Genomic DNA, 18,351 nt, shown 5'->3' on the forward strand with positions numbered 1-18,351 from the left:
GTGACTTCCGGGCCCGGACGCGGGAGATGGCGGTGGCGGGTACCCAGCCGCGGCCGGTCGCGCAGGGCGACTACGACTACGGCAGGCTGACCACGCTGTCCGCGGCGGCGCTTGACGAGGGCGTCGCGCCGGATTCCGCCCGCGGCCAGGAGATCGTCCGGGAGGTCGCCGGTGACCTGGACGCCGAGGCCCGCCGCACGCTCGCGGACGAGATGGCGTTGTTCTCGGACGCGCGGGTGGAGCGGTACTGGGCGTTGCTCGGCACGCTCAACGGCTGGGAGCCGTTCACGCCGAAGGTGCCGGTCTTCGAGTGGTTCATCGCGGCCCTGCGCGCCGGCAGCTGAAGGATCACGACCGCGGCCAGGATCGCGGCGCCGCCCACCAGCTGCGCCGCGGTCAGCCGCTCGCCGAACACCAGCGACGTTGACAGGACCGTGATCGCGGGTTCCAGCCCGCACAGGATCGCGGCCGTGGACGCGCCGACCAGGCGCACACCGGCGAACATCCCGGCGATCGGCAGGACCGTGCCGACGACAGCGATGACCGCCACCCAGATCCAGGCGGACGCGGCGTCCGGGGCGTGCAGGCCGCCGGTCGCCGCGCCGCCGATCCCGAGGCTGACCGCCGCGGACGTGCAGACGATCGCGGTCAGCAGGAACAGGTCCAGGTCGGCCGGGAGCGACTCGGACACGGTCAGGTAGATCGCGTAGGTGCCGGCGGCGGTGAGCGCGAGCACGACGCCGAGCACGTCGGCGCCGGCACCTGAGAGCCCGAGCAGCAGGACCAGCCCGGCCGCGGACACCCCCAGCGCGGCGACGCGGCGGCGGTCGGCCCGTGCCCGGCGCAGCACCACGGCCAGGACCAGGGTCAGCGCCGGGTACGTGTAGAGCAGCAGCGCGGCCAGGGACGCGTCGATGACCGCGACCGCGCCGAAGTACGCCGCGCCCTGCACCGCGTAGCCGACCGCGCCGAGCCCCACGCAGAGCGCAAGCGTGCGGGCGCTGATCCGGATCGGCCGGCGCCGGACCGCCACGATGATCCAGAGCAGCAGCGCGGCGAGTGCGAACCGCGCCGTCAACATCGTGGTAACCGAAAGGCCACCCGCGTACGCCTGCTTCGCGAACAGCGGCGCCAGACCGAACCCGGTAGCCGAGACCAGGCACAACACAAAACCCATGGCACAACGCTAAGCCGACACGATCTAGAGAGGTAGCCTTGGTTTCCTTGACCGTCTGAAGGAAAAACCTTGGTCACTTTGCATCAGCTCCGGTGTTTCCTTGCCACCGTCGAGCACGGCTCGTTCACCGCCGCCGCGGCCGCGCTCGGCTACGCCCAGCCGTCCCTGTCCGAGCAGGTCAAAGCGCTCGAACAGAGCCTCGACGCCCGTCTCTTCCGGCGGGCCGGCCGCGGCCTGGTCCCCACCGAGGCCGCACACGCGCTCCAGCCGCACGCGTCCGCCGCGCTGGCCGCGGTCGACGCCGGTGCCCGCGCGGTCGCCGGCGTACGCGAGGTCCTCACCGGCACGGTCCGGTTCGGCGTGTTCGGCACCGCCCGCCTCTACCTCGGCGCCGGGCTGGTCGCGGACGTGCTTGACCGCCACCCCGGCATCCGGCTCGAACTCGCCGGGCTCAACTCCGCGCAGATCGCCGCCCAACTGCGCCGCGGCACGCTTGAGGCGGCGGTGATCGCACTGTCCGGCTCGTCCACCGAAGGGCTTGCGGTCACGCCTGTCATGCGCGACGAGCTGGTCTACGTCAGCGCGGACCCGGACCGGCTCGGCGCGGCGATCACCCCGGCCCGGCTTGCGGCGGCGCAGCTGGTGCTCCCGGACGTCAGCTGGCGCGACGACGACTCCACCCGCCGGATGCTCGCCCGCGACCTGCAGGGCGCCGGACATCAGCTGACCACGCGCGTCGAGGTCGAGGACCCGGAGACCGCGCTGGAGATCGCCGCCCGCGGCCTCGCGGACACCGTCACCTGGCGCGGCGTGCTTCACGCGCAGGGGGACAGGGTGCCGGACGGGCTCGGCTGGGCACCACTGCGACCCCGGCGCTACGAGACGTTCGCGATCGCCCACCGGCCGGACGCGGTGCTCTCCCCGGCGGTCCGGGCGGTCGCTGACCTGGTCGCGGCCCGCATGCGCGCCTTGAACGATCAGCTGACCTGGCAGCGACCGGCCGTACCCCGGTAGGTTTCTGCGAATGAGCACGGAAGTGGGCCTGGACTATGCGGGCCACCTGGCCGCCCTGCGCGGCGCCGTCGGGCACCTCGTCGACCTGGTCGCCGACGCGGATCCGGCCACCCCGGTCCCGGCCTGCCCCGGCTGGGACCTCGGCGCGCTCTCCGGGCACATCGGCGCCACCCACCGCTGGGCCGAGGCGATGGTCGCGTCCGGGATGCCGCGCCGGCTGCCGTTCGACGCGTTCGCCGCGGACGTCCCGCACGACGCCGGCGAGCTGACCGTGTGGCTGCTGCTCGGCGCGCAACAACTGCTTGCCACGCTGGAGTCGACCGACCCGGACCGTCCGGTGTGGACGTTCGGCCACGACCGGCGCGCCGCGGGCTGGCCGCGCCGGATGCTTCACGAGGCGGTCGTGCACGGCGTGGACGCGGCCGAGGCGCTGCGCCTGCCGTCCCGCGTCGACGCGGCCGTGGCCCGGGACGGCATCGAGGAGTTCCTCGGCGTGATGCTTCACCACCCGGCGATCCTGCGCCGCCTGAAACCCGCGGGCGAGGAGCCGCTGACCGGCACGCTCATCCTCGCGGCCGCGGACACCGGCGAGATCTGGCGCGTCGACCTCGGCCGCTCCGGCCCGCTCTGGCGGCGCGTGACAAGCACCGCCGACGGCGACGCGGTGGTCCTCGGCGGCATCTCCGAGCTGTACCTCTACCTCTGGCACCGGATACCGGCCCCGACCGTGATGGGCTCGCCGGACCTGGTCGCCCAGTGGTCGCGCGCCACCACCCTGTAGATTGGGGTCCGACAGCGACTGGCGGCACGGGGATGGCAGCGACCATCGGGGAGCTCATTCGTGGGGTGTCGACCGCCTGGGCGCCCACGGGTGCAGGAGCCGTCATGTCCGCTCGACTTCTTCCCGGCAAGCCGGTCGCCGAGGCCGTCCTCGCCGACGTCTCCACCCGCGTGGCCGCGCTCAAGGCCAAGGGCGTGACGCCCGCGCTCGCCACGGTCCTGGTCGGTGACGACGACGCCAGCGCCGGCTACATCCGGATCAAGCAGAAGCAGGCCGCGGAGCTGGGCTTCGTCTCCCCGCACGCGCACCTGCCCGGCGACACCACGCAGGACGAGCTGGAGCGCGTCATCCGCGGCTTCAACGACGACAAGGACGTGCACGGGCTGCTGCTGCAGTACCCGATCCCCGGCCACCTCGACTACGATCGCGCCCTGCAGGTCCTCGACCCGGACATGGACGTCGACGGCCTCCACCCGCTCAACATGGGCCGTCTCGCGATCGGCCTGCCCGGCCCGCTGCCCTGCACGCCGGCCGGCATCGAGGCGCTGCTGGCCTTCCACGACATCCCGGTCTCCGGCCGTGAGGTCGTCATCCTCGGCCGCGGCGCCACGCTCGGCCGCCCGCTCGCCATGCTCCTCGCGCAGAAGCGCCCCACCGCGAACGCGGCCGTCACGGTCGTCCACACCGGCGTCCCGGACTGGGCCCGCTACACCCAGCGCGCCGACATCCTGATCGCGGCCGCCGGCGTACCCGGCATCATCCAGCCCGAGCACGTCAAGCCCGGCGCGGTAGTCGTCGGCGGCGGCGTCCGCTACGAGGGCCGCCGCATCCTCCCCGACGTCGACGAGTCCTGCGCGGACGTGGCCGGCGCCATCACCCCGCGCGTCGGCGGCGTCGGCCCGACCACAGTCGCCATGCTGTTCCGCAACGCGGTCGCCGCCGCGGAACGCGCCACGGCCTAAACCTTTAGAAGCGGATATTCCCGCTTTCGCCGGGGTCCAGCCCGCATGCTCCCGCGGGCTGGCAGCCTCGTCGCCGGTCGCCCTGAGAGCAAAAGGCGCGGGACTGCCGCCGCATCCTGTTCGAGGCCCGGCGGCCGGCGTGTCATGACAAGCACGCTCGCGGCGGCGATCGGGCCACGCTGCAGGTGTCCCCGCGCTGCGGAGGCACCTGCATCGACGATGGCGGGTCGCTACATGCCGCCGCGGTAGACGCCGTCGCGGCCGGCCGCGCGGGCGAAGCCGGCGAAATCGGTGGTGGCCAGGTCCAGGTTCGTCTGGACGCTGAACAGCTCGGAGGCGATCACGCGGAACGCGCGGCCGGGCTCGTCGGCCAGGTCGACCGCGATGACCGGGTACTCCGGATCGTTGAGCGTCTCGTCGTCGGCGAGGAAGGCGAACGCCAGATCCTCGTCGCCGTCGGCGAGGCGGATCAGGCCGCCGGGGGTCAGGCCCTCGTAGGCACGGTCGCTGACGAACAGCATCGACGCGCGGTAGTCGTCGAGGTGCCGCTGGAGCGTCTTCCGGAACATGTCCCAGGCCGCGTCGTCCGCGAAATCGATGCGGAGGAGCAGGCCTTGCGCGTCCGGGGGGATCGGGAGGGTCATCGTGTCCTCGGGGAAATCGGGTCAGGTGCGGTGAAAAATCACCCCGCCGGGCGGGGTGGGCGCCAGCGTACAACGCGGTGAGCTGCGCACCCTCCGGCGGACCGGGACGCCGCGCCGCCTCGTAAGGTTGAAGAATGCTCATTGACAAGGTCGCCTGGCTCCGGGTCGAGAACGGCCGGGTGCTCAGCACCCGCTCGCACGGCAAGGACGTCTTCTACTTCCCCGGTGGGAAGCGGGAGGCGGGCGAGTCCGACGTGGACACGCTGGTCCGGGAGATCGCCGAGGAGCTGACAGTGACGATCGACCCGGCGAGCGCGACACCGGCCGGCGTGTTCGAGGCGCGGGCGCACGGGCACGCGTCTGACGTGACGGTGCGGATGACCTGCTACACCGCGGACTACACAGGCACGCTCACCGCGGCGGCGGAGATCGCGGAGGTGGTGTGGCTCGGATTCGCGGACCGGGCGCGGACGTCAGCTGTCGATCAGGTCATCTTCGGCCATCTACACAAGGCCGGTCTGCTCACGTGATTGCGCGATCCCGGCGAAGCCCGCTAGAGTCACCGCTCGTGACTGCCGGGTCGGCCTTTGGCCATTACCGGATCGGGCGCCCGGCCGGCGCGTGATCCACCGGCGGGCGAGAAGCCCGCCCGTCCTGTCTGTGTTGCCTCGCCTCGACATCTTCCGAGCGCCGCGAACAGACAGGGGTTACAGCGCGCGTGTCTTACGACTTCAACACAAGCAACATCGCAGAGTTCCGGGCGAACCGGGGCCGGGTCGCCATGTTCGGCGACTCCCGGCTGCTGCTGCTCACCACAATCGGCGCCCGCAGCGGCCGCCCGCACACCACGATCCTCGGCTTCGTGCCGGACGAGGGCAACCGGCTGCTTGTCATCGCCTCGGCCGGCGGCGCGGACACCCATCCGGCCTGGTACCACAACGTCCGGGCGAATCCGGACGTCACCATCGAGGACGGCATCTTCACGTACCCGGGTGTCGCGGAGGTGCTCGGGGGTGCGGAGCGGGACCGTGTCTTCGCCCGGATCGTCGAGGTGCAGCCCGGCTACGGCGACTACCAGCGCAAGACCAGCAGGGTGCTGCCGGTCGTGGCGCTGCGCAACGCACAGGAGGGGCCGCCGCGGGCCGGTAACTCGTTCGGCGAGACGCTGAAGGCGATCCACGACTCGTTCCGGCGCGAGCTGGCGATCATCCGGAACGAGGTCGCCGGCGCCGGGCCGCGGATCGGCGCGCAACTGCGGATCAACTGCCTGGCGCTCTGCGGTGGGCTGCACAATCACCACCGGGGCGAGGATCTCGGCATCTTCCCGGCCGTGCTCGTGAAGAACCCGGAGCTGGCGCCGGTGGTGGAGCGGCTGCGGGCCGAGCACGAGACGGTGGCGCGGCTGATCGGCGAGCTGGAGGCCGCGATTCGCACCGACAACCCGCTGCCGCAGGTGGAGGCGCTTATCGCCGAGCTGGAGGCGCATCTGCGCTATGAGGAGGAGACGATCGTGCCGGCGTTGAGCGCGCCGGCGTAAGACCGTATGCACAGGCCCGGGGCGGGCAGACGTCCGCCCCGGGTGCGGCGCTCTCCGCGTACCCCCGGAGGCTTTCAGGTCTGTGAAGCGGTGATCAGGGCGCGGCCGGCGGCGGTGAGGGAGTAGAGCACGGTGCGGCCGGCGCGGCGGCGCAGCACCAGGCCGGCGTCGAGCAGGATGCCCAGGTGACGGCCGATGGTGCCGAGCGCGAGGCCGGTCAGCGCGCACAGCTGGGTGGTCGATTTCGGCGGGTCGAGCAGCGTCAGCACTGTGGCGCGGACCGGGCCGAGCAGGCGGCCGAGCGCGTCCGGGACCGGGTGCGCGGGACCGTTTGCGGCAAGTGGCGCGGACGCGGGGTAGGCGATCGTGTGCCGGCTCGCGTCGAGCTCGTCCCAAGCCACCCAGCCGTGACCTGTGGTGATCGGCACGAACAGCAGCTGGGTGCCGGAGACGTCCCGGGACGCGTAGGGCGCCGCGTTGACCTGCAGCCGGCCGTTGCCGAGCCAGCGCATGTCCGCCTTCAGGTCCGCGAACGCGGCCACCCAGCCACCCTGGGTGAGCTGCCGGGTGCGCGCGACGATGTCCGCCTCAAGGATCCGGCGGCGGCGCGGCCAGTCCGGCGCGATTGTCGTCTCCCACACCCAGGCCAGCACCTCCGCGACGAGCGGGCCGGGCGAGAGGCGGCGGATCTCGTCCGGCAGCGGCGGCCCGTTCGTGACCGCGAGCGCGCGGGCCAGGTCGTCGCGGGTGCGGTCGTCGGGCAGGTTCCGGATGTCGTCGAGTTCGTCCGCGAGCGGGCGTTCCGTCTCCGCCTGCGGCGGGGAGACGAAATCGGCAAGCCAGCCGGGTCGCATCGCCGTCGCGAGCACGAGTCTCAGGTCGGGCCGGGTCGTGAGCATGCGGTGGTACGTGTCCGCGTGCGCGTCGAGGAACTCGCGCTCGCCGGGCAGGAGCGTCGGCGGGCCGTACCCGTGGAGGCCCTTGTGCAGGCGCAGCAGCGCGCCGGTCGCCTCCGCGCGCGCCGAGATCACGAACCTCGCGCCCGCGAGCGTCTCCGTGTCGACCTGCCACCAGCTCACGTTTCGCCTCCCCGCGAAAGATTAACCGGCGTTTCTCCTGACCGCCCAGACTGCCGATCATGCAGACGTATGGTGCGCTGTTCCGGACGCCCGAGTTCGCCCCGCTGTTCGCGGTGGCGTGCGCGGGCGCGTCCGCGAACACGATCGGCGGGCTCGCGCTCGCCACAGTTGTCTACGCCGGAACCGGATCGCCGCTGCTCAGCGCGATAAGCATGTTCGGTCCCGCGCTCGCCCAACTGCTCGGCGCCACGCTGCTGCTGTCCGTCGCGGACCGGGTGCCGCCACGGGGCGCGCTCGCCACCGTGGCCGCGCTGTCCGGCCTGTGCCTGGCCGTGCTCGCGATCCCGGGCCTGCCGCTGCCCGCGATGTTCGCAGTCCTCGGCGTGATGGGCCTGGTCGCGTCCGTCGGCGGCGGCGTACGGCTGGGGCTGCTCACCGACGTGCTGCCGGTCGAGGGCTATCTGCTGGGCCGGTCGGTGCTGAACATGGCGGGCGGGTCGGTGCAGATCGTCGGGTTCGCGGTCGGCGGGGTGCTGCTCGCGCTGGTCCCGGCGTACGGCGTACTCCTGCTGGCCGCCGCCTGCCAGCTGACCGGCGCGCTCATCGCGTTCGCCGGGCTGCGCCGCCGTCCACCGCGCGCGTCGGGCCGGCCGTCCGTGGCCGCGACCTGGCGGGCGAACGCGCGGCTGCTGTCGTCGGTGCCGCGCCGGTACGTGTTCGCCGCGCTGTGCGTGCCGAACGGCCTGATCGTCGGCTGCGAGGCGCTGTTCGTGCCGTACGCACCGTCGCACGCCGGGATCCTGCTCGCCGCGGCCGCGTTCGGCATGCTGTGCGGGGACGTGCTGGCCGGGCGGTTCCTGCCGAAGGAGTGGCGGGAGCGGGCCGGGGCCGCCCTGCGACTGCTGCTCGCGGTCCCGTACCTGCTGTTCGCCGCCGGGATTCCGCTGTGGCTCGCGGTGGCGCTGACGGCTGTCGCGTCCGTCGGCTACTCGGGAACGCTTGTCCTTCAGGAGCGGCTGATCGAGCTGACGCCGGAGGAGCTGCGCGGGCAGGCGCTGGGGTTGCAGGCGTCGCTGATGATGGGCATGCAGGCGGTCGGCGCCGGGATCGGCGGGGTCGCGGCCGAGGTGACCGGCTCGGCCGCGACCGGGATCAGCGTGATGGCGGTGCTGTCGATCGGGGTGACGCTGCTGCTCGCGGCCGGGCTGCGCACGCCGGCCCCCGTGGCGGCCGGGCTCGCGACCTCCGGGTGAAAAGATCTCGGCATGTACGACTGGAATCCGCCCGGTTCGATCCCGGCCGCGCGTGCGTGGCAGGACACCTTCCTCGACCTGCACGGCAGCAGCCGGTTGACTGTCGCGGATGACGGGCCGTGGGCCGGGCGACTGGACTGGCAGCGGTCGGCGACGTTCGGCATGGTGCTGTGCGGCAACGTCCGGGAGGAGTTCACCAGGCAGCCCCGGCACATCCGGGCCGACCCTCGGGGGACGTTCGAGCTGCTCATGCCGATCGCCGGGACCGCCCGGGTGGAACAGGGAAGCACTGCGGCGCAGATCGGGCCGGGCGCGCTTGCGCTCTGCGAGATCGACCGGCCGGTGGCGTTCGCGCACGCGGCCGACTTCGTGTCGATCGCGATGATCATTCCCGCGGTGGAGGTCGAGCGCCGCAGTCCCGCCGCCACGCGCACCCCACCGGCCGTCGACGGCGCGAACGGGCTCGGGCGGCTGATCCGGCGGATGGCCCTCACCCTGCACGAGGAGCGCGCGCAGCTCACCGAGACGACGTTCGACTTCGCCGGCGGGCAGCTGCTCGACCTGCTGTTCTACGCGGCGGACGGCGGGACCGACACGGCACCGGCCGGGCAGCGCGCCAGGGTCGAGGAGGAGATCCGCCGGTACGTACGCCGGCACGCGGACCGGCCGGAGCTGAGCATCGCCGTGATCGCCGGTGCGCTGGGCTGGTCACCCCGCTACCTGCAGGACGTGCTGCGGGACGCCGGTACCACCGCGCGCGATCTGATCCGCGCGGAACGGCTGCGGCTGGCCCGCACCAGGCTGGGCAGTCCGGCCTGGGGCGGGCGGTCGATCGCGCAGATCGCGTACGCGTGCGGATTCGCAAGCCATGCGGTGTTCACCACCGCGTACCGGCGGGAGTTCGGCGAGACGCCCCGCGACACACGTGCGGTCGCCTGACCGCGCGGCAATCTGCGCAGCAGGCCCTCGCGACCGGCCCGCGGACGTGGCACTCAGGTACGGCGCCCGCCTGCCGAATGCTCCGACGACCCGGATCTGCGATCAGCACGCGAGGTGCCCGAATGCTCTGCTCAGCGTGTGGCGCGCCGCGCCCGTCGGACACCGCGATGCGGTGCGGGCGGTGCGGGGCCGGATTCGGCAGGTCCACGGCGTTGCCCGGACGGCGTCAGGCGACCGCGATCGGCGGCCGCACGTCAGTGCTCGACGGGGTGCTCGTCGTGCCGCCGTCCCGGCAGAACTCGCCGGTCAACCGGCTGCCCGTGCCGCAACCGCTGCTTGTCGCCGGGCCGGGGCCGACAGACCCCGACGAGGACGGCTCGCTGCACTGGCCGCACCTGTTCTCCGGCGTCTGGCACGCCGCGGTGGTGCTTGCCGCTGCGCTGGCCGCGGTCACCACGGTCGTCGCGTTGATCATGGTGCAGCAGCCCGCGTCCGCGCCGCCCACCTACTTCTCGGACTGGCTTGCCACGGCCGTGGCCGCGATCGGCCTGGCGCTGGGCGGCGGGCCGGCCGGCGTGGACCTGGGCAGCGTGACGCTTCACGCGATGCCGATCCTGCTCACCGCCGGGATCGCCGGGCCGCTTGCGGGCCTGGCGATGCGCGACGAGCGCCGCCGCCCGTCCCCGGCTCTGGGGGCGCTTGTCACCCGGTCCGTGGTCACGGCGGGCGCGGTTGCCGGGGCGGTCGGCTTCGCGGCCGGTCTGTCGCCGGTGCCGGCCGTGACCTTCGCGCTGGTCCTGGTCGTGACGCTCGTCGCGCGCGCGACCGCGAGCCCGGCCGCCGCGCCGGAGCGACTTCGGGCCGTGGTCCGCCCGGTCTCCGACGCGCTCGCGCTGGCCGGCCGCTTCGGGGTGACGCTGCTGATCGGCGCGGGCCTCACCGGTGCGGTGCTGGCCGTGGTCACCGGCAGCTCGCCCACGCAGGCGGGTACGGCGCTGACCGTGCTGCCGTCGCTGGTCCTCGCGCTGCTCGGTGTGCGGGTGGTCGCGGCCGAACCCGCAGGCACGGTCTCGCTCGTCACCGACCCGTCGTGGTGGACGCTGCTGCTGCTCGTACCCGCGGGATCTGTGCTTGTCGCCGCCGTGCGGCATGCCCTGTCCCGCCCGGTCGGCGCGCCCCGCAGGCCGCTTGCGACCACCGCCGTGACCACGGCCGCGGTCGTGCTCGCCGCGCTGGCCGGCGCCGGCCCCGCACCGGCCGGCGCCGCCGTGGCCGGTCTGGTCTGGGGTGTGCTGCTCGCGCTGACAGTGCACGTCGCCGGGGATCTCGCGCTGGTGTCCCGCCGGCTGCTGACGCCGGCCGAACCGTCCTGGCGGGCGCTGCTCTACGGGACCGCGCGCGCCCGCGCCTGGGCGGTCACCGCGGTGGCCGCAACGCTTGTCCTGCCCGTGCTCGCGGTCGGCGGTGTCGTGCTCACCAACAGGTCGGTGTTCGGGCCGGACCGGGCCGCCCGTGACTACCTGGCGGCGGTGTCCGCAGGTGACGCCGCGGCCGCGCTCGCGCTGCGCGGTGACAGTCCCGGCGGGCCGCTGCTGACCGGGGCGGTGCTGCGCGCACCCGGCGTGGACCGGCCGGAGAACGTGCGCGTCGTAACCGGCACCGTCGACGGCGGAACCGCGACCGTCACCGCGTCGTTCACGCTCGGCGGCGAGACGCAGGTGATGACGATGGCGCTGGCCGCGGGCGCCCGCCGGTACGACGTGTTCGACGAGTGGCGGGTCGTGTCAGGCCTCGGCACCGTGACGCCTGATTCCGCGCTCCCGGTCACGGTCGGCGGGGTGACGCTTGACGGCGGCGTGACTGTCGCGGCGTTCCCGGCCCGCTACCCGATGGCGTTGGCGGACCCGGCCGGCACGTTCTCCGCCGAGCGGACGTCCCTGCTGGTGCTGGGCGGGGCGACCACGGCCGCGCCTGGTGCGCGGATGTCCGAGCAGACCCGGGAACTGGTGAAGCGGGCGCTCGACGACCGGCTGAGCGCGTGCGCGGCCCGGACCGACATGTTCATGTTCGACTGCCCGTTCGACCTGCGGGCCGCACACATCTTCTTCGCGCGCAGCGCCCGCTACACGTTGCAGCGCACCGCCCAGGTCGAGCTGCGTGCGGCCACGCAGGGCGGCGTCGACCTGGTCACGACCACGCCTGGCACCGTCGAGTACCGGGCGATGATGCCGGACGGCGCGGACGAGACCGGCACCGTCGACTACACCGTCAGCGGGACCGCCACGCTCGGCCCGGACGGCACGGTCACGATCGAACTGGCTTCGTCAGCGCCAGCTGGGTCTTGACGACCGTGTAGCCGCGCTTCTCGTAGAAGCGGTGGGCGCCGGTGCGGGTGCTTCCGGACCGGACGTGCATGGCGGCGGCGCCGTGGCGGGCGGCCCAGCGCTCGGCCGCGGTCAGCAGCGCGGTGCCGGCGCCCTGCTTCTCCGCGGAGACGGCCAGGCCGCCGAGCTCGGCGCGGGTGCCGGCGATCAGGCTGTGCGTGATCAGCACGTGCGCCCAGCCGACGATCCGACCGTGCCCGGCGACCGCGACGAACACGACGTGCGGGCCGGTGAGCGCCCGGAGGCGGTCGCGGACGGAAGCGGCGGGCACGTCGTACCCCATGGTGGTGATCAGATCGTGAATCGCCTCGGCGTCGTCCGGGGTGGCGGTGCGCACGGCAGGGGCGGGGGACAACTGGTGGGCGTAGTCGGTGAAGTCCGAGGCCAGCGGCGGCCGCGTCGACGTGCCGTCCCACTCCTCCCGGGAGGACGCGATCATCGCCGCAGTGCCGTCAGCCCCCAGAAGCACCACCGGGGGTACGGTGTCGACAAGCCACAATGCGATGCAGCTGCCGTCGTCGTGCTCCGCGATCACCCGGAACTCGGCGCCGGACACCTCGGGCGCGGCGGTCCAGCGCCGCCACCAGTCACGGGTCTGCTCCGCGCTCCAGGTGACGGGTGCCCATCCGCTCATCTGCGGGCCAGGAACTCGTCCACAGTGGTACGGAAAAGGTCCGGCTGCTCGACCCACGGGTAGTGGCCACACTCCGGGATCGTCACCGCGCGGCCGTGCGGGAACAGATCCGCGACCGCGAGCACCGGCGCAACCCCGACTGAGTAGTCGTTCCCACCGGCGATGACAAGCACCGGCGCGTCCACCGCACCCAGCCGGGCCGGCAGGTCGTCGGGCGGCGTCACACCGCTCAGGTAGGCTCGGTTCGCCCGGTAGCTGACCGTGCCGACCTGCGCGTGCGCCTGCTCGACCGGCCCCCACGAGGCGTAGCTGACCGGTGCGGCGCCCCGGAACCAGTCGGTGAGCAGCGCGTCATCCGCGGCGTCGTCACCCGTCACCGGGGCGGGACCCGCCTCCCAGACCGCGAGCGCGTAGTCGACGACCGGGTCGCCACGCCGGGGTGCGATGAGCGTCTCCGCATCGGACGGGACCGGGACCAGCCAGGTGGCCGGCGGTGTGATCAGGATGAGCGCGGCCACCCGGTCCGGATGCTGTGCCGCGTAGGCGAGCGCGAGACGGGTCCCGGCGGAGTGCCCCGCGATGATCAGCTTGTCGCTGTGCAGTTCTCGGCGCAGCTCGTCGAGGTCCGCTGCCTGCTCCCAGAACGAGGTAGGCGTCAGGTGAGCGGACCGGCCGACACCCCGCAGGTGCGGCACGACCAGCTGATAGCCGTCCCCGCCGACGCCGGCGAGATCCCCCAGGTAGTCGGGGTGACGCGCAGCGCCGCCGGCAAGCGCGACGATCGGTTCGCCGCCGTCTCGAATCGTTTCATAGGCAAGCATCGCCCAAACGCTATCGCCCAAAGCCCCCACCGCAACACCTTTTCCCCGGTACGACATGGAAGACCGCCCAGCCGGAACGGGTGGCCCGATCGTCCTCAGCCGACCCGCCAACCCGCCACGAACGATCGCGCGGCCACAGACCGCGTCAGATCTAGGACGCCGCACACACCGATCGGTCGGCGCGGAACACGATGTCCAAAACTTCGTCGTGAATGGAGTCCCCATGCAGTCATCCGACCAATGGGAGGGCGCGTGGAACGCGTTTCTTGCCTGTCAGAACGCCTGCGGCCCGCCGATACACATGTGGCTTATCGAGTGCATGGGGCCGGCACCGACCGTGGGGAGGGCATTGGCCTGCGGCGCGGAGGCGGAGACACGACACTGGGCGTGCTTGTTGCAGTGCGGCCTCGTCCTGCAAGCCGAGGGGAATCAACTCGCCGTTGAGGGTCTTCGTCAGAGGCTCGGTGTGTGGCTTGCCGGGCTGAACCCGTTCGACGGCGTGAGTCGATCGGAGGGGGCCGCGATGGCTGATGACCTCTCCACCATCTACTTCGGGCTAGGCGGCACTCTGATCGGAATCGGCTCGCTCGGTGCGGTACTGCCGGTAGCAGGTGTCTTCTTGGCGTCTGCAGGCGTGGCCTTCGTACTGGCTGGGGTGCTCATGGTGATAATTGCCCGCCGGTTACGTACACCAGCACTCACCGGTTCGGCTCAGCCTACGGCCGCTTCCATGTCCGGAGCCCGTGTCGTGCGGCACACAGTTGAGGATCTGTCCGCCATACCTCTTCCCGCCCTGCCGTTCGTGCGGGTACTCACCGCCATCTCCGACCTGGACCGCACCAACGCCGCCGCGCAGCGAACCATTGAGGAGGTCAAGGCACTTGCCGCCGGGAACCCGGCGGAGTCAGTGGACGAATTCGCCTCCCGGCTCGCCGATCAGGCAGGGGCAATGCGGCAGGAGATCGCGAGGGGGCGCGGCATCATCGACGTCCTCAGCGATGAGGACGGCACCGTGCAGCATGCCTGGGACGACCTCCGTCACGCATTTCCGGCCGAGACGGAGACACCCGACGCCGGAACAATCCTCGCCACGGTGAGATCCGAGTTGGCCGTGCGCGGCGCTGCGATGCTTGCGGAGTTGCAGTACGACGAGTCGCAGATCGAGGAGATTCTCACCGTAGCGACGGAGATCACCATCGACACACCGATTCCGCTGACCCAGGAGCAGGCGCTCGGTTCGTCGTTGGCGGGGCGCCTGGCGCCCTATCGCGACGAACTGGACCGCCTTGACGCCGCCGTTCGTAACATCGACGCCATTGCCCGCACGTGAACTGCTGGTCAGTGAAACAGGTGGAATACGCCGCCGCCGGACCGATAGCTACGTGGTCAGGCGGCGGGCGGCACGCTTCCTACCAAGCGACACGGCGGCGGTCAGAAGGTGTGGTGGACGGCCTCGACGTTGTGGCCGTCGGGGTCGCGGAGGAAGACGGCGTAGTAGCCGGGGTGGTATTCGGGCCAGATGCGTGGCGGGTGGAGGACCTGGGCGCCGGCGGCCACCGCGGCCTTGTGGACGGCGTCGACGGAGGCGCGGCCGGGAGCGGTGAACGCGATGTGCAGCTCGCGCGTCTCTCCGCCCGAGGCGGGGCTCAGCCAGAAACCTGCCTCGCCGTCCGCGATGGCCAGGCCGACCACGAACGACGGCGGCACCGGAAACCGCTTCGCCTCCCGCAGCCCGATGGGGGAGAAGACGCCCAGGTAGAAGGCGAGGGAGCGCTCGACGTCCGCGACCGGGACGCCCAGGTGATCGAACATGACGTCACGCTAACAAGCGGGTCCGACAAAAGCGGTTGCGCACACGCCGCCCGCACGGCATGGTGAATCCCGGCAAGAGTCCCCGACCGGGAGGAGTGAGCGCGGAGCATGTGAGTTCTGCCGGGTTCGTGACGTGCCGCCAGCAGCATCAGGGCTGCCGCGGTGTGACTGACACGCGTCCTGCAGGGATATCGCATGATCAAAGCCGTCTCACTGTCCGTCTCGTTCGCCTCTGAGCCGATCTTCGAGGGCGTGGACCTCACGGTCGGCGCCGGCGACCGCATCGGGCTTGTCGGGCCGAACGGTGCCGGGAAATCCACGCTTCTGCGCGTGCTTACCGGCGCCCTCGCACCCGAGGCCGGGCATGTCACCTCCACGCCGGGCAGCACTGTCGGCTACTTCGCCCAGCAGATCCCTGACCCGGAGCAGACCGTCGGCGCGTTTCTCGCGGACGGGCTCGGCGAGGTGCACCAGGTCACGACCCGCATGCATGACCTGGAGCGGCGGCTGGTCAGTTCGCCGGGGGTGCTCGCCGAGTACGGCCGGGTGCAGGAGCGCTGGAGTGACCTGCGCGGCTGGGAGTCGGACAGCCGGCTCACCGAGGTCCGGCAGCGGCTCGACATCGACCATCTCGCGGACGACACGCCGCTGCACCGGGTCAGCGGCGGCGAGCAGGCGCGGCTCACGCTGGCACGGGTGCTGCTGTCCACGCCGGACGTCCTGATCCTTGACGAGCCGACGAATCACCTCGACGCGGACGGCATCGACTGGCTGGGGCGCTGGCTGGCCGGGTTCGGCGGCGGGCTGCTCGTGGTCAGTCACGACCGGGCGTTCCTGGACCGGACCGTGACCCGCATCGTCGAGCTGGACGGCATCCATCCGGACCTGCAGCGGTACGAGGGGGGCTACACCGCCTACCGGGAGGAGAAGACCCGGCGCTGGCAGAAGCTGCTGCTCGACTACGAGGCCCAGCAGAAGGATCTGCGCCGCTGGGAGGAGGACATCGCCCGGACCCGGGACCACGCGCTCGGCGTGGAGACGACCGTGCGCCGCGGCCTGGGCACTGACCAGCTGCGCCGCTACGCGAAGAAGGTGGCGAAGAAGGCGAAGGCCCGGGAGCGGCGCCTGCGTCGGCAGCTGGAGGCCGCGCACTGGATCGCGGAGCCGCAGACCCGGCCGCCGCTGACACTCGCATTCCCGGCGGACGAGGGGACCGCACTCTCCGCGAAGAACCTCTCCGTCCGTACCCTCATCACCGACTTTGATCTTGAAGTGCACGCCCACGAACGCATCCACCTGACCGGGCCGAACGGCTCCGGGAAGACCACGCTGCTGCGGGTGCTCGCCGGGCAGCTGGAGCCGGACACGGGCGAGGTCACCGGCGGGCCGGTCGCGCTGCTGCCGCAGACCCACGACACGCTGCGGACGAAGACGACAGTGTTCGAGCACTTCAGGGCGCACGTGCCGGTCTACGCGGACGACGCGGAGGCGCTGCTGGACGCGCACCTGTTCGGGCCGGAGACCTGGGATGCGCCACTGTCCACGCTCTCCGCGGGGGAGCTGCGCCGGCTGCTGCTCGCCATCATGGTCAACTCCACGCAGCGGGTGCTGCTGCTTGACGAGCCGACGAACTACCTGGACTTCGACGCGCTCGACGTGATCGAGGAAGCGCTGCGCGCGTTCCACGGCACGATCATCGTCGTCACCCACGACGCCTACTTCGCCCGCGCGATCGGGCTCGGCCGGGAGGTGGCACTGTGACCGGGCACGTGGCGCTGGTGACCGGCGCGAACCAGGGGATCGGCGCCGCAGTGGCACAGGCGCTCGCGGCGCGCGGGGACGCGGTGCTGCTCACCTTCCTGGCCATGCCGCCGGAGTCGCACCGGCCGGATCCGACAATGCCGGCGCGGTACGCGGCCGACCGCGCCCGTAACGCGCAGGAGATCGTCGAGAAGATCCGCTACAACGGCGGCACCGCAGCGGCGATCGAGGCCGACCTCACCGACCCGGCGGCCGGGCCGCGGCTGTTCGACAAGGCGGAGCGTGCACTCGGCGGCCCGGTCGACATCCTGGTCAACAACGCCAGCGGCTGGCTCGGCGACTCGTTCGCGGCGCACGAGAAGGACACGTTCGGCCGGCCGCTCACGCCTGTCACCGCGGACGGCTTCGACCACCAGTTCGCGGTGGACGCGCGGGCGCCCGCACTGCTCATCGCGGAATTCGCCAGGCGGCACGTCGCCCGCGGCGCCACCTGGGGGCGGATCGTCGGGCTGATCTCGGGCTCGCCGCAGGGCTTCCCCGGGGAGGCGTCCTACGGCGCCGCGAAGGCCGCACACGAGAACTACATGATGACCGCCGCATCCGAGCTCGCCCAACTCGGCGTCACCGCGAACCTGGTCAAGCCGCCGATCACCGACACCGGCTGGATCAACGACGAGGTGGCGCGGTACGCCGACGACGATCCGCACTGGCTCGGCGTCGCCCAGCCCGACGAGGTCGCCGAGGTCATCACCTGGCTCACCTCTGATGCCGCCCGCCGGATCACCGGTCACCGCATCGACATGCGGTGACCGGCACATCGGGACTACACGTCCCGTAACTCCGCAAGCCGCGCCTCGACCTCGGCGAGCTCCGCACGCAGCTTCTCCGCCTGCGACTCCGCCTCGGCCCGCTCCGAGGACAGGATCGCCTCGACCGCCTCGTGTACGCCCGGCACATCCACCAGCGCGACGATCTTCAGCGCCTCGACCGGCTTCACCACGTACGGCTTGGCGAGCGCCTTCGCACCCTGCTGGGCCGCGACAGTCCACTCGCCGGCCTCGTACGCAAGCGTCACCGTCAGACCCGCCGGGCCCTTCGGCTTGACGGCCTTCGCCGCCGCCTTCTTCACCGGAGGCTTCGGCGCCTCGGGCGTCTCGTCGGTCACGCTCTTCTGCTCCTCGGCGACAGGCATCGGCTTCGGCGGCGCCGGGCGCTCCCGGACCACCATGAACTCCGGCTCCGGGGCGGCCGGCTCCGGCTCGGGCTCCGGCTCCGGCGGCTTGCGCGTGGTCACGCCCTTCGGCGGGATGGCCAGATCGACCGGGGAGAACGGAAGCTCGTCCCGCCCGAACCGGACCACCACGTACTCCTCGGACGCCTCCGGGTCCTGCAGCTCGATCACCTGACCGATCTGCCCCGCGATCTGGCCGGCGGACTCGGTGAACATCACCTTCGGCTTCCGGCCGCCCGCCAGCGTCTGCTTGATCTGTTGCAACTCTTCCGGCGTCAGGCCACGTATAGCGGCTCCTGCGGCAGCCATCGGACTCCATTCC

At 72.2% G+C, this 18,351-nt stretch carries 18 protein-coding genes; 11 read left to right on the top strand and 7 right to left on the bottom strand.

Features of this window, described 5'->3' with window-relative positions; all coding sequences use genetic code 11:
• Positions 1-76 precede the first annotated feature (76 nt).
• Entirely contained in the window at positions 77-1,177 is a 1,101-nt protein-coding gene (locus ACIA8K_RS15985) for a DMT family transporter (RefSeq protein ID WP_396059341.1), read from the bottom strand.
• Between the two features lie 69 nt (positions 1,178-1,246).
• Here ACIA8K_RS15985 and ACIA8K_RS15990 point away from each other — a divergent pair, with 69 nt between their 5' ends.
• From ACIA8K_RS15990 to ACIA8K_RS16000, 3 genes are all read left to right on the top strand, one after another.
• Positions 1,247-2,191, top strand: a complete 945-nt coding sequence (locus tag ACIA8K_RS15990; RefSeq protein ID WP_396059343.1) for a LysR family transcriptional regulator — start codon at positions 1,247-1,249, stop codon at positions 2,189-2,191.
• A 10-nt stretch (positions 2,192-2,201) separates the two neighbouring features.
• On the top strand, positions 2,202-2,972 hold the full coding sequence (locus ACIA8K_RS15995; RefSeq protein WP_396059345.1) for a maleylpyruvate isomerase family mycothiol-dependent enzyme: 771 nt from the start codon (positions 2,202-2,204) through the stop codon (positions 2,970-2,972).
• 104 nt (positions 2,973-3,076) lie between these two features.
• Positions 3,077-3,934 (top strand): bifunctional 5,10-methylenetetrahydrofolate dehydrogenase/5,10-methenyltetrahydrofolate cyclohydrolase, encoded by an 858-nt coding sequence (locus tag ACIA8K_RS16000; RefSeq protein ID WP_396059347.1) that lies wholly within the window; start codon positions 3,077-3,079, stop codon positions 3,932-3,934.
• A 230-nt stretch (positions 3,935-4,164) separates the two neighbouring features.
• Here the strand turns inward: ACIA8K_RS16000 and ACIA8K_RS16005 are convergent, their stop codons facing one another.
• Positions 4,165-4,578, bottom strand: a complete 414-nt coding sequence (locus tag ACIA8K_RS16005) for a DUF6924 domain-containing protein (protein WP_396059349.1) — start codon at positions 4,576-4,578, stop codon at positions 4,165-4,167.
• Positions 4,579-4,712: 134 nt separating this feature from the next.
• On the opposite strand from ACIA8K_RS16005, the gene ACIA8K_RS16010 reads away from it, so the two are divergent.
• Both ACIA8K_RS16010 and ACIA8K_RS16015 read left to right on the top strand, forming a co-directional pair.
• On the top strand, positions 4,713-5,108 hold the full coding sequence (locus ACIA8K_RS16010) for an NUDIX domain-containing protein (RefSeq protein WP_396059351.1): 396 nt from the start codon (positions 4,713-4,715) through the stop codon (positions 5,106-5,108).
• A gap of 188 nt (positions 5,109-5,296) precedes the next feature.
• The gene (locus ACIA8K_RS16015; RefSeq protein ID WP_396059353.1) at positions 5,297-6,115 is read left to right on the top strand and encodes a nitroreductase/quinone reductase family protein; all 819 of its coding nucleotides are present in this window, start codon (positions 5,297-5,299) and stop codon (positions 6,113-6,115) included.
• A 74-nt stretch (positions 6,116-6,189) separates the two neighbouring features.
• On the opposite strand, the gene ACIA8K_RS16020 is transcribed toward ACIA8K_RS16015, so the two are convergent.
• Positions 6,190-7,194 (bottom strand): winged helix-turn-helix domain-containing protein, encoded by a 1,005-nt coding sequence (locus tag ACIA8K_RS16020; protein WP_396059355.1) that lies wholly within the window; start codon positions 7,192-7,194, stop codon positions 6,190-6,192.
• Between the two features lie 59 nt (positions 7,195-7,253).
• On the opposite strand from ACIA8K_RS16020, the gene ACIA8K_RS16025 reads away from it, so the two are divergent.
• The 3 genes from ACIA8K_RS16025 to ACIA8K_RS16035 all read left to right on the top strand — a co-directional run bounded on the left by ACIA8K_RS16025 (position 7,254) and on the right by ACIA8K_RS16035 (position 11,731).
• Positions 7,254-8,447 carry an MFS transporter gene (locus ACIA8K_RS16025; protein ID WP_396059357.1) on the top strand — a complete coding sequence of 398 codons (1,194 nt, stop codon included), beginning with the start codon at positions 7,254-7,256 and terminating at the stop codon, positions 8,445-8,447.
• Between the two features lie 12 nt (positions 8,448-8,459).
• A complete protein-coding gene (locus ACIA8K_RS16030; protein ID WP_396059359.1) occupies positions 8,460-9,386 on the top strand; it encodes an AraC family transcriptional regulator in 927 nt (308 codons plus the stop codon).
• A 212-nt stretch (positions 9,387-9,598) separates the two neighbouring features.
• A complete protein-coding gene (locus ACIA8K_RS16035; protein ID WP_396059361.1) occupies positions 9,599-11,731 on the top strand; it encodes a hypothetical protein in 2,133 nt (710 codons plus the stop codon).
• On the opposite strand, the gene ACIA8K_RS16040 is transcribed toward ACIA8K_RS16035, so the two are convergent.
• Positions 11,691-12,404, bottom strand: a complete 714-nt coding sequence (locus ACIA8K_RS16040) for a GNAT family N-acetyltransferase (protein ID WP_396059363.1) — start codon at positions 12,402-12,404, stop codon at positions 11,691-11,693. The two genes, ACIA8K_RS16035 and ACIA8K_RS16040, sit on opposite strands and share 41 nt — an antisense overlap.
• The gene (locus tag ACIA8K_RS16045) at positions 12,401-13,225 is read right to left on the bottom strand and encodes an alpha/beta fold hydrolase (protein WP_396059365.1); all 825 of its coding nucleotides are present in this window, start codon (positions 13,223-13,225) and stop codon (positions 12,401-12,403) included. Before ACIA8K_RS16045 ends, ACIA8K_RS16040 begins: the two co-directional genes overlap by 4 nt.
• A gap of 223 nt (positions 13,226-13,448) precedes the next feature.
• On the opposite strand from ACIA8K_RS16045, the gene ACIA8K_RS16050 reads away from it, so the two are divergent.
• A complete protein-coding gene (locus ACIA8K_RS16050) occupies positions 13,449-14,555 on the top strand; it encodes a hypothetical protein (RefSeq protein WP_396059367.1) in 1,107 nt (368 codons plus the stop codon).
• A 101-nt stretch (positions 14,556-14,656) separates the two neighbouring features.
• On the opposite strand, the gene ACIA8K_RS16055 is transcribed toward ACIA8K_RS16050, so the two are convergent.
• Positions 14,657-15,037 (bottom strand): VOC family protein, encoded by a 381-nt coding sequence (locus ACIA8K_RS16055; RefSeq protein WP_396059369.1) that lies wholly within the window; start codon positions 15,035-15,037, stop codon positions 14,657-14,659.
• 195 nt (positions 15,038-15,232) lie between these two features.
• Between ACIA8K_RS16055 and ACIA8K_RS16060 the strand changes: the two genes are divergently transcribed.
• Positions 15,233-16,798 carry an ABC-F family ATP-binding cassette domain-containing protein gene (locus ACIA8K_RS16060; RefSeq protein ID WP_396059371.1) on the top strand — a complete coding sequence of 522 codons (1,566 nt, stop codon included), beginning with the start codon at positions 15,233-15,235 and terminating at the stop codon, positions 16,796-16,798.
• Positions 16,795-17,607 (top strand): SDR family NAD(P)-dependent oxidoreductase, encoded by an 813-nt coding sequence (locus ACIA8K_RS16065; RefSeq protein WP_396059373.1) that lies wholly within the window; start codon positions 16,795-16,797, stop codon positions 17,605-17,607. The genes ACIA8K_RS16060 and ACIA8K_RS16065 overlap by 4 nt, the downstream gene beginning before the upstream one ends.
• 14 nt (positions 17,608-17,621) lie before the next feature.
• Here the strand turns inward: ACIA8K_RS16065 and ACIA8K_RS16070 are convergent, their stop codons facing one another.
• A complete protein-coding gene (locus ACIA8K_RS16070; RefSeq protein WP_396059375.1) occupies positions 17,622-18,338 on the bottom strand; it encodes a hypothetical protein in 717 nt (238 codons plus the stop codon).
• Between the last annotated feature and the right edge of the window lie 13 nt (positions 18,339-18,351).

The organism is Catenuloplanes sp. NPDC051500, from assembly GCF_044454585.1.
Classification (GTDB): Bacteria; Actinomycetota; Actinomycetes; order Mycobacteriales; family Micromonosporaceae; genus Catenuloplanes.

Coding starts and splice junctions, on each gene's coding strand:
- ACIA8K_RS15985 (WP_396059341.1), bottom strand. CDS start 1,177: ATGGGTTTTGTGTTGTGCCTGGTCTCGGCTACCGGGTTCGGTCTGGCG.
- ACIA8K_RS15995 (WP_396059345.1), top strand. CDS start 2,202: ATGAGCACGGAAGTGGGCCTGGACTATGCGGGCCACCTGGCCGCCCTG.
- ACIA8K_RS16000 (WP_396059347.1), top strand. CDS start 3,077: ATGTCCGCTCGACTTCTTCCCGGCAAGCCGGTCGCCGAGGCCGTCCTC.
- ACIA8K_RS16005 (WP_396059349.1), bottom strand. CDS start 4,578: ATGACCCTCCCGATCCCCCCGGACGCGCAAGGCCTGCTCCTCCGCATC.
- ACIA8K_RS16010 (WP_396059351.1), top strand. CDS start 4,713: ATGCTCATTGACAAGGTCGCCTGGCTCCGGGTCGAGAACGGCCGGGTG.
- ACIA8K_RS16025 (WP_396059357.1), top strand. CDS start 7,254: ATGCAGACGTATGGTGCGCTGTTCCGGACGCCCGAGTTCGCCCCGCTG.
- ACIA8K_RS16030 (WP_396059359.1), top strand. CDS start 8,460: ATGTACGACTGGAATCCGCCCGGTTCGATCCCGGCCGCGCGTGCGTGG.
- ACIA8K_RS16040 (WP_396059363.1), bottom strand. CDS start 12,404: ATGAGCGGATGGGCACCCGTCACCTGGAGCGCGGAGCAGACCCGTGAC.
- ACIA8K_RS16045 (WP_396059365.1), bottom strand. CDS start 13,225: ATGCTTGCCTATGAAACGATTCGAGACGGCGGCGAACCGATCGTCGCG.
- ACIA8K_RS16050 (WP_396059367.1), top strand. CDS start 13,449: ATGCAGTCATCCGACCAATGGGAGGGCGCGTGGAACGCGTTTCTTGCC.
- ACIA8K_RS16055 (WP_396059369.1), bottom strand. CDS start 15,037: ATGTTCGATCACCTGGGCGTCCCGGTCGCGGACGTCGAGCGCTCCCTC.
- ACIA8K_RS16060 (WP_396059371.1), top strand. CDS start 15,233: ATGATCAAAGCCGTCTCACTGTCCGTCTCGTTCGCCTCTGAGCCGATC.
- ACIA8K_RS16070 (WP_396059375.1), bottom strand. CDS start 18,338: ATGGCTGCCGCAGGAGCCGCTATACGTGGCCTGACGCCGGAAGAGTTG.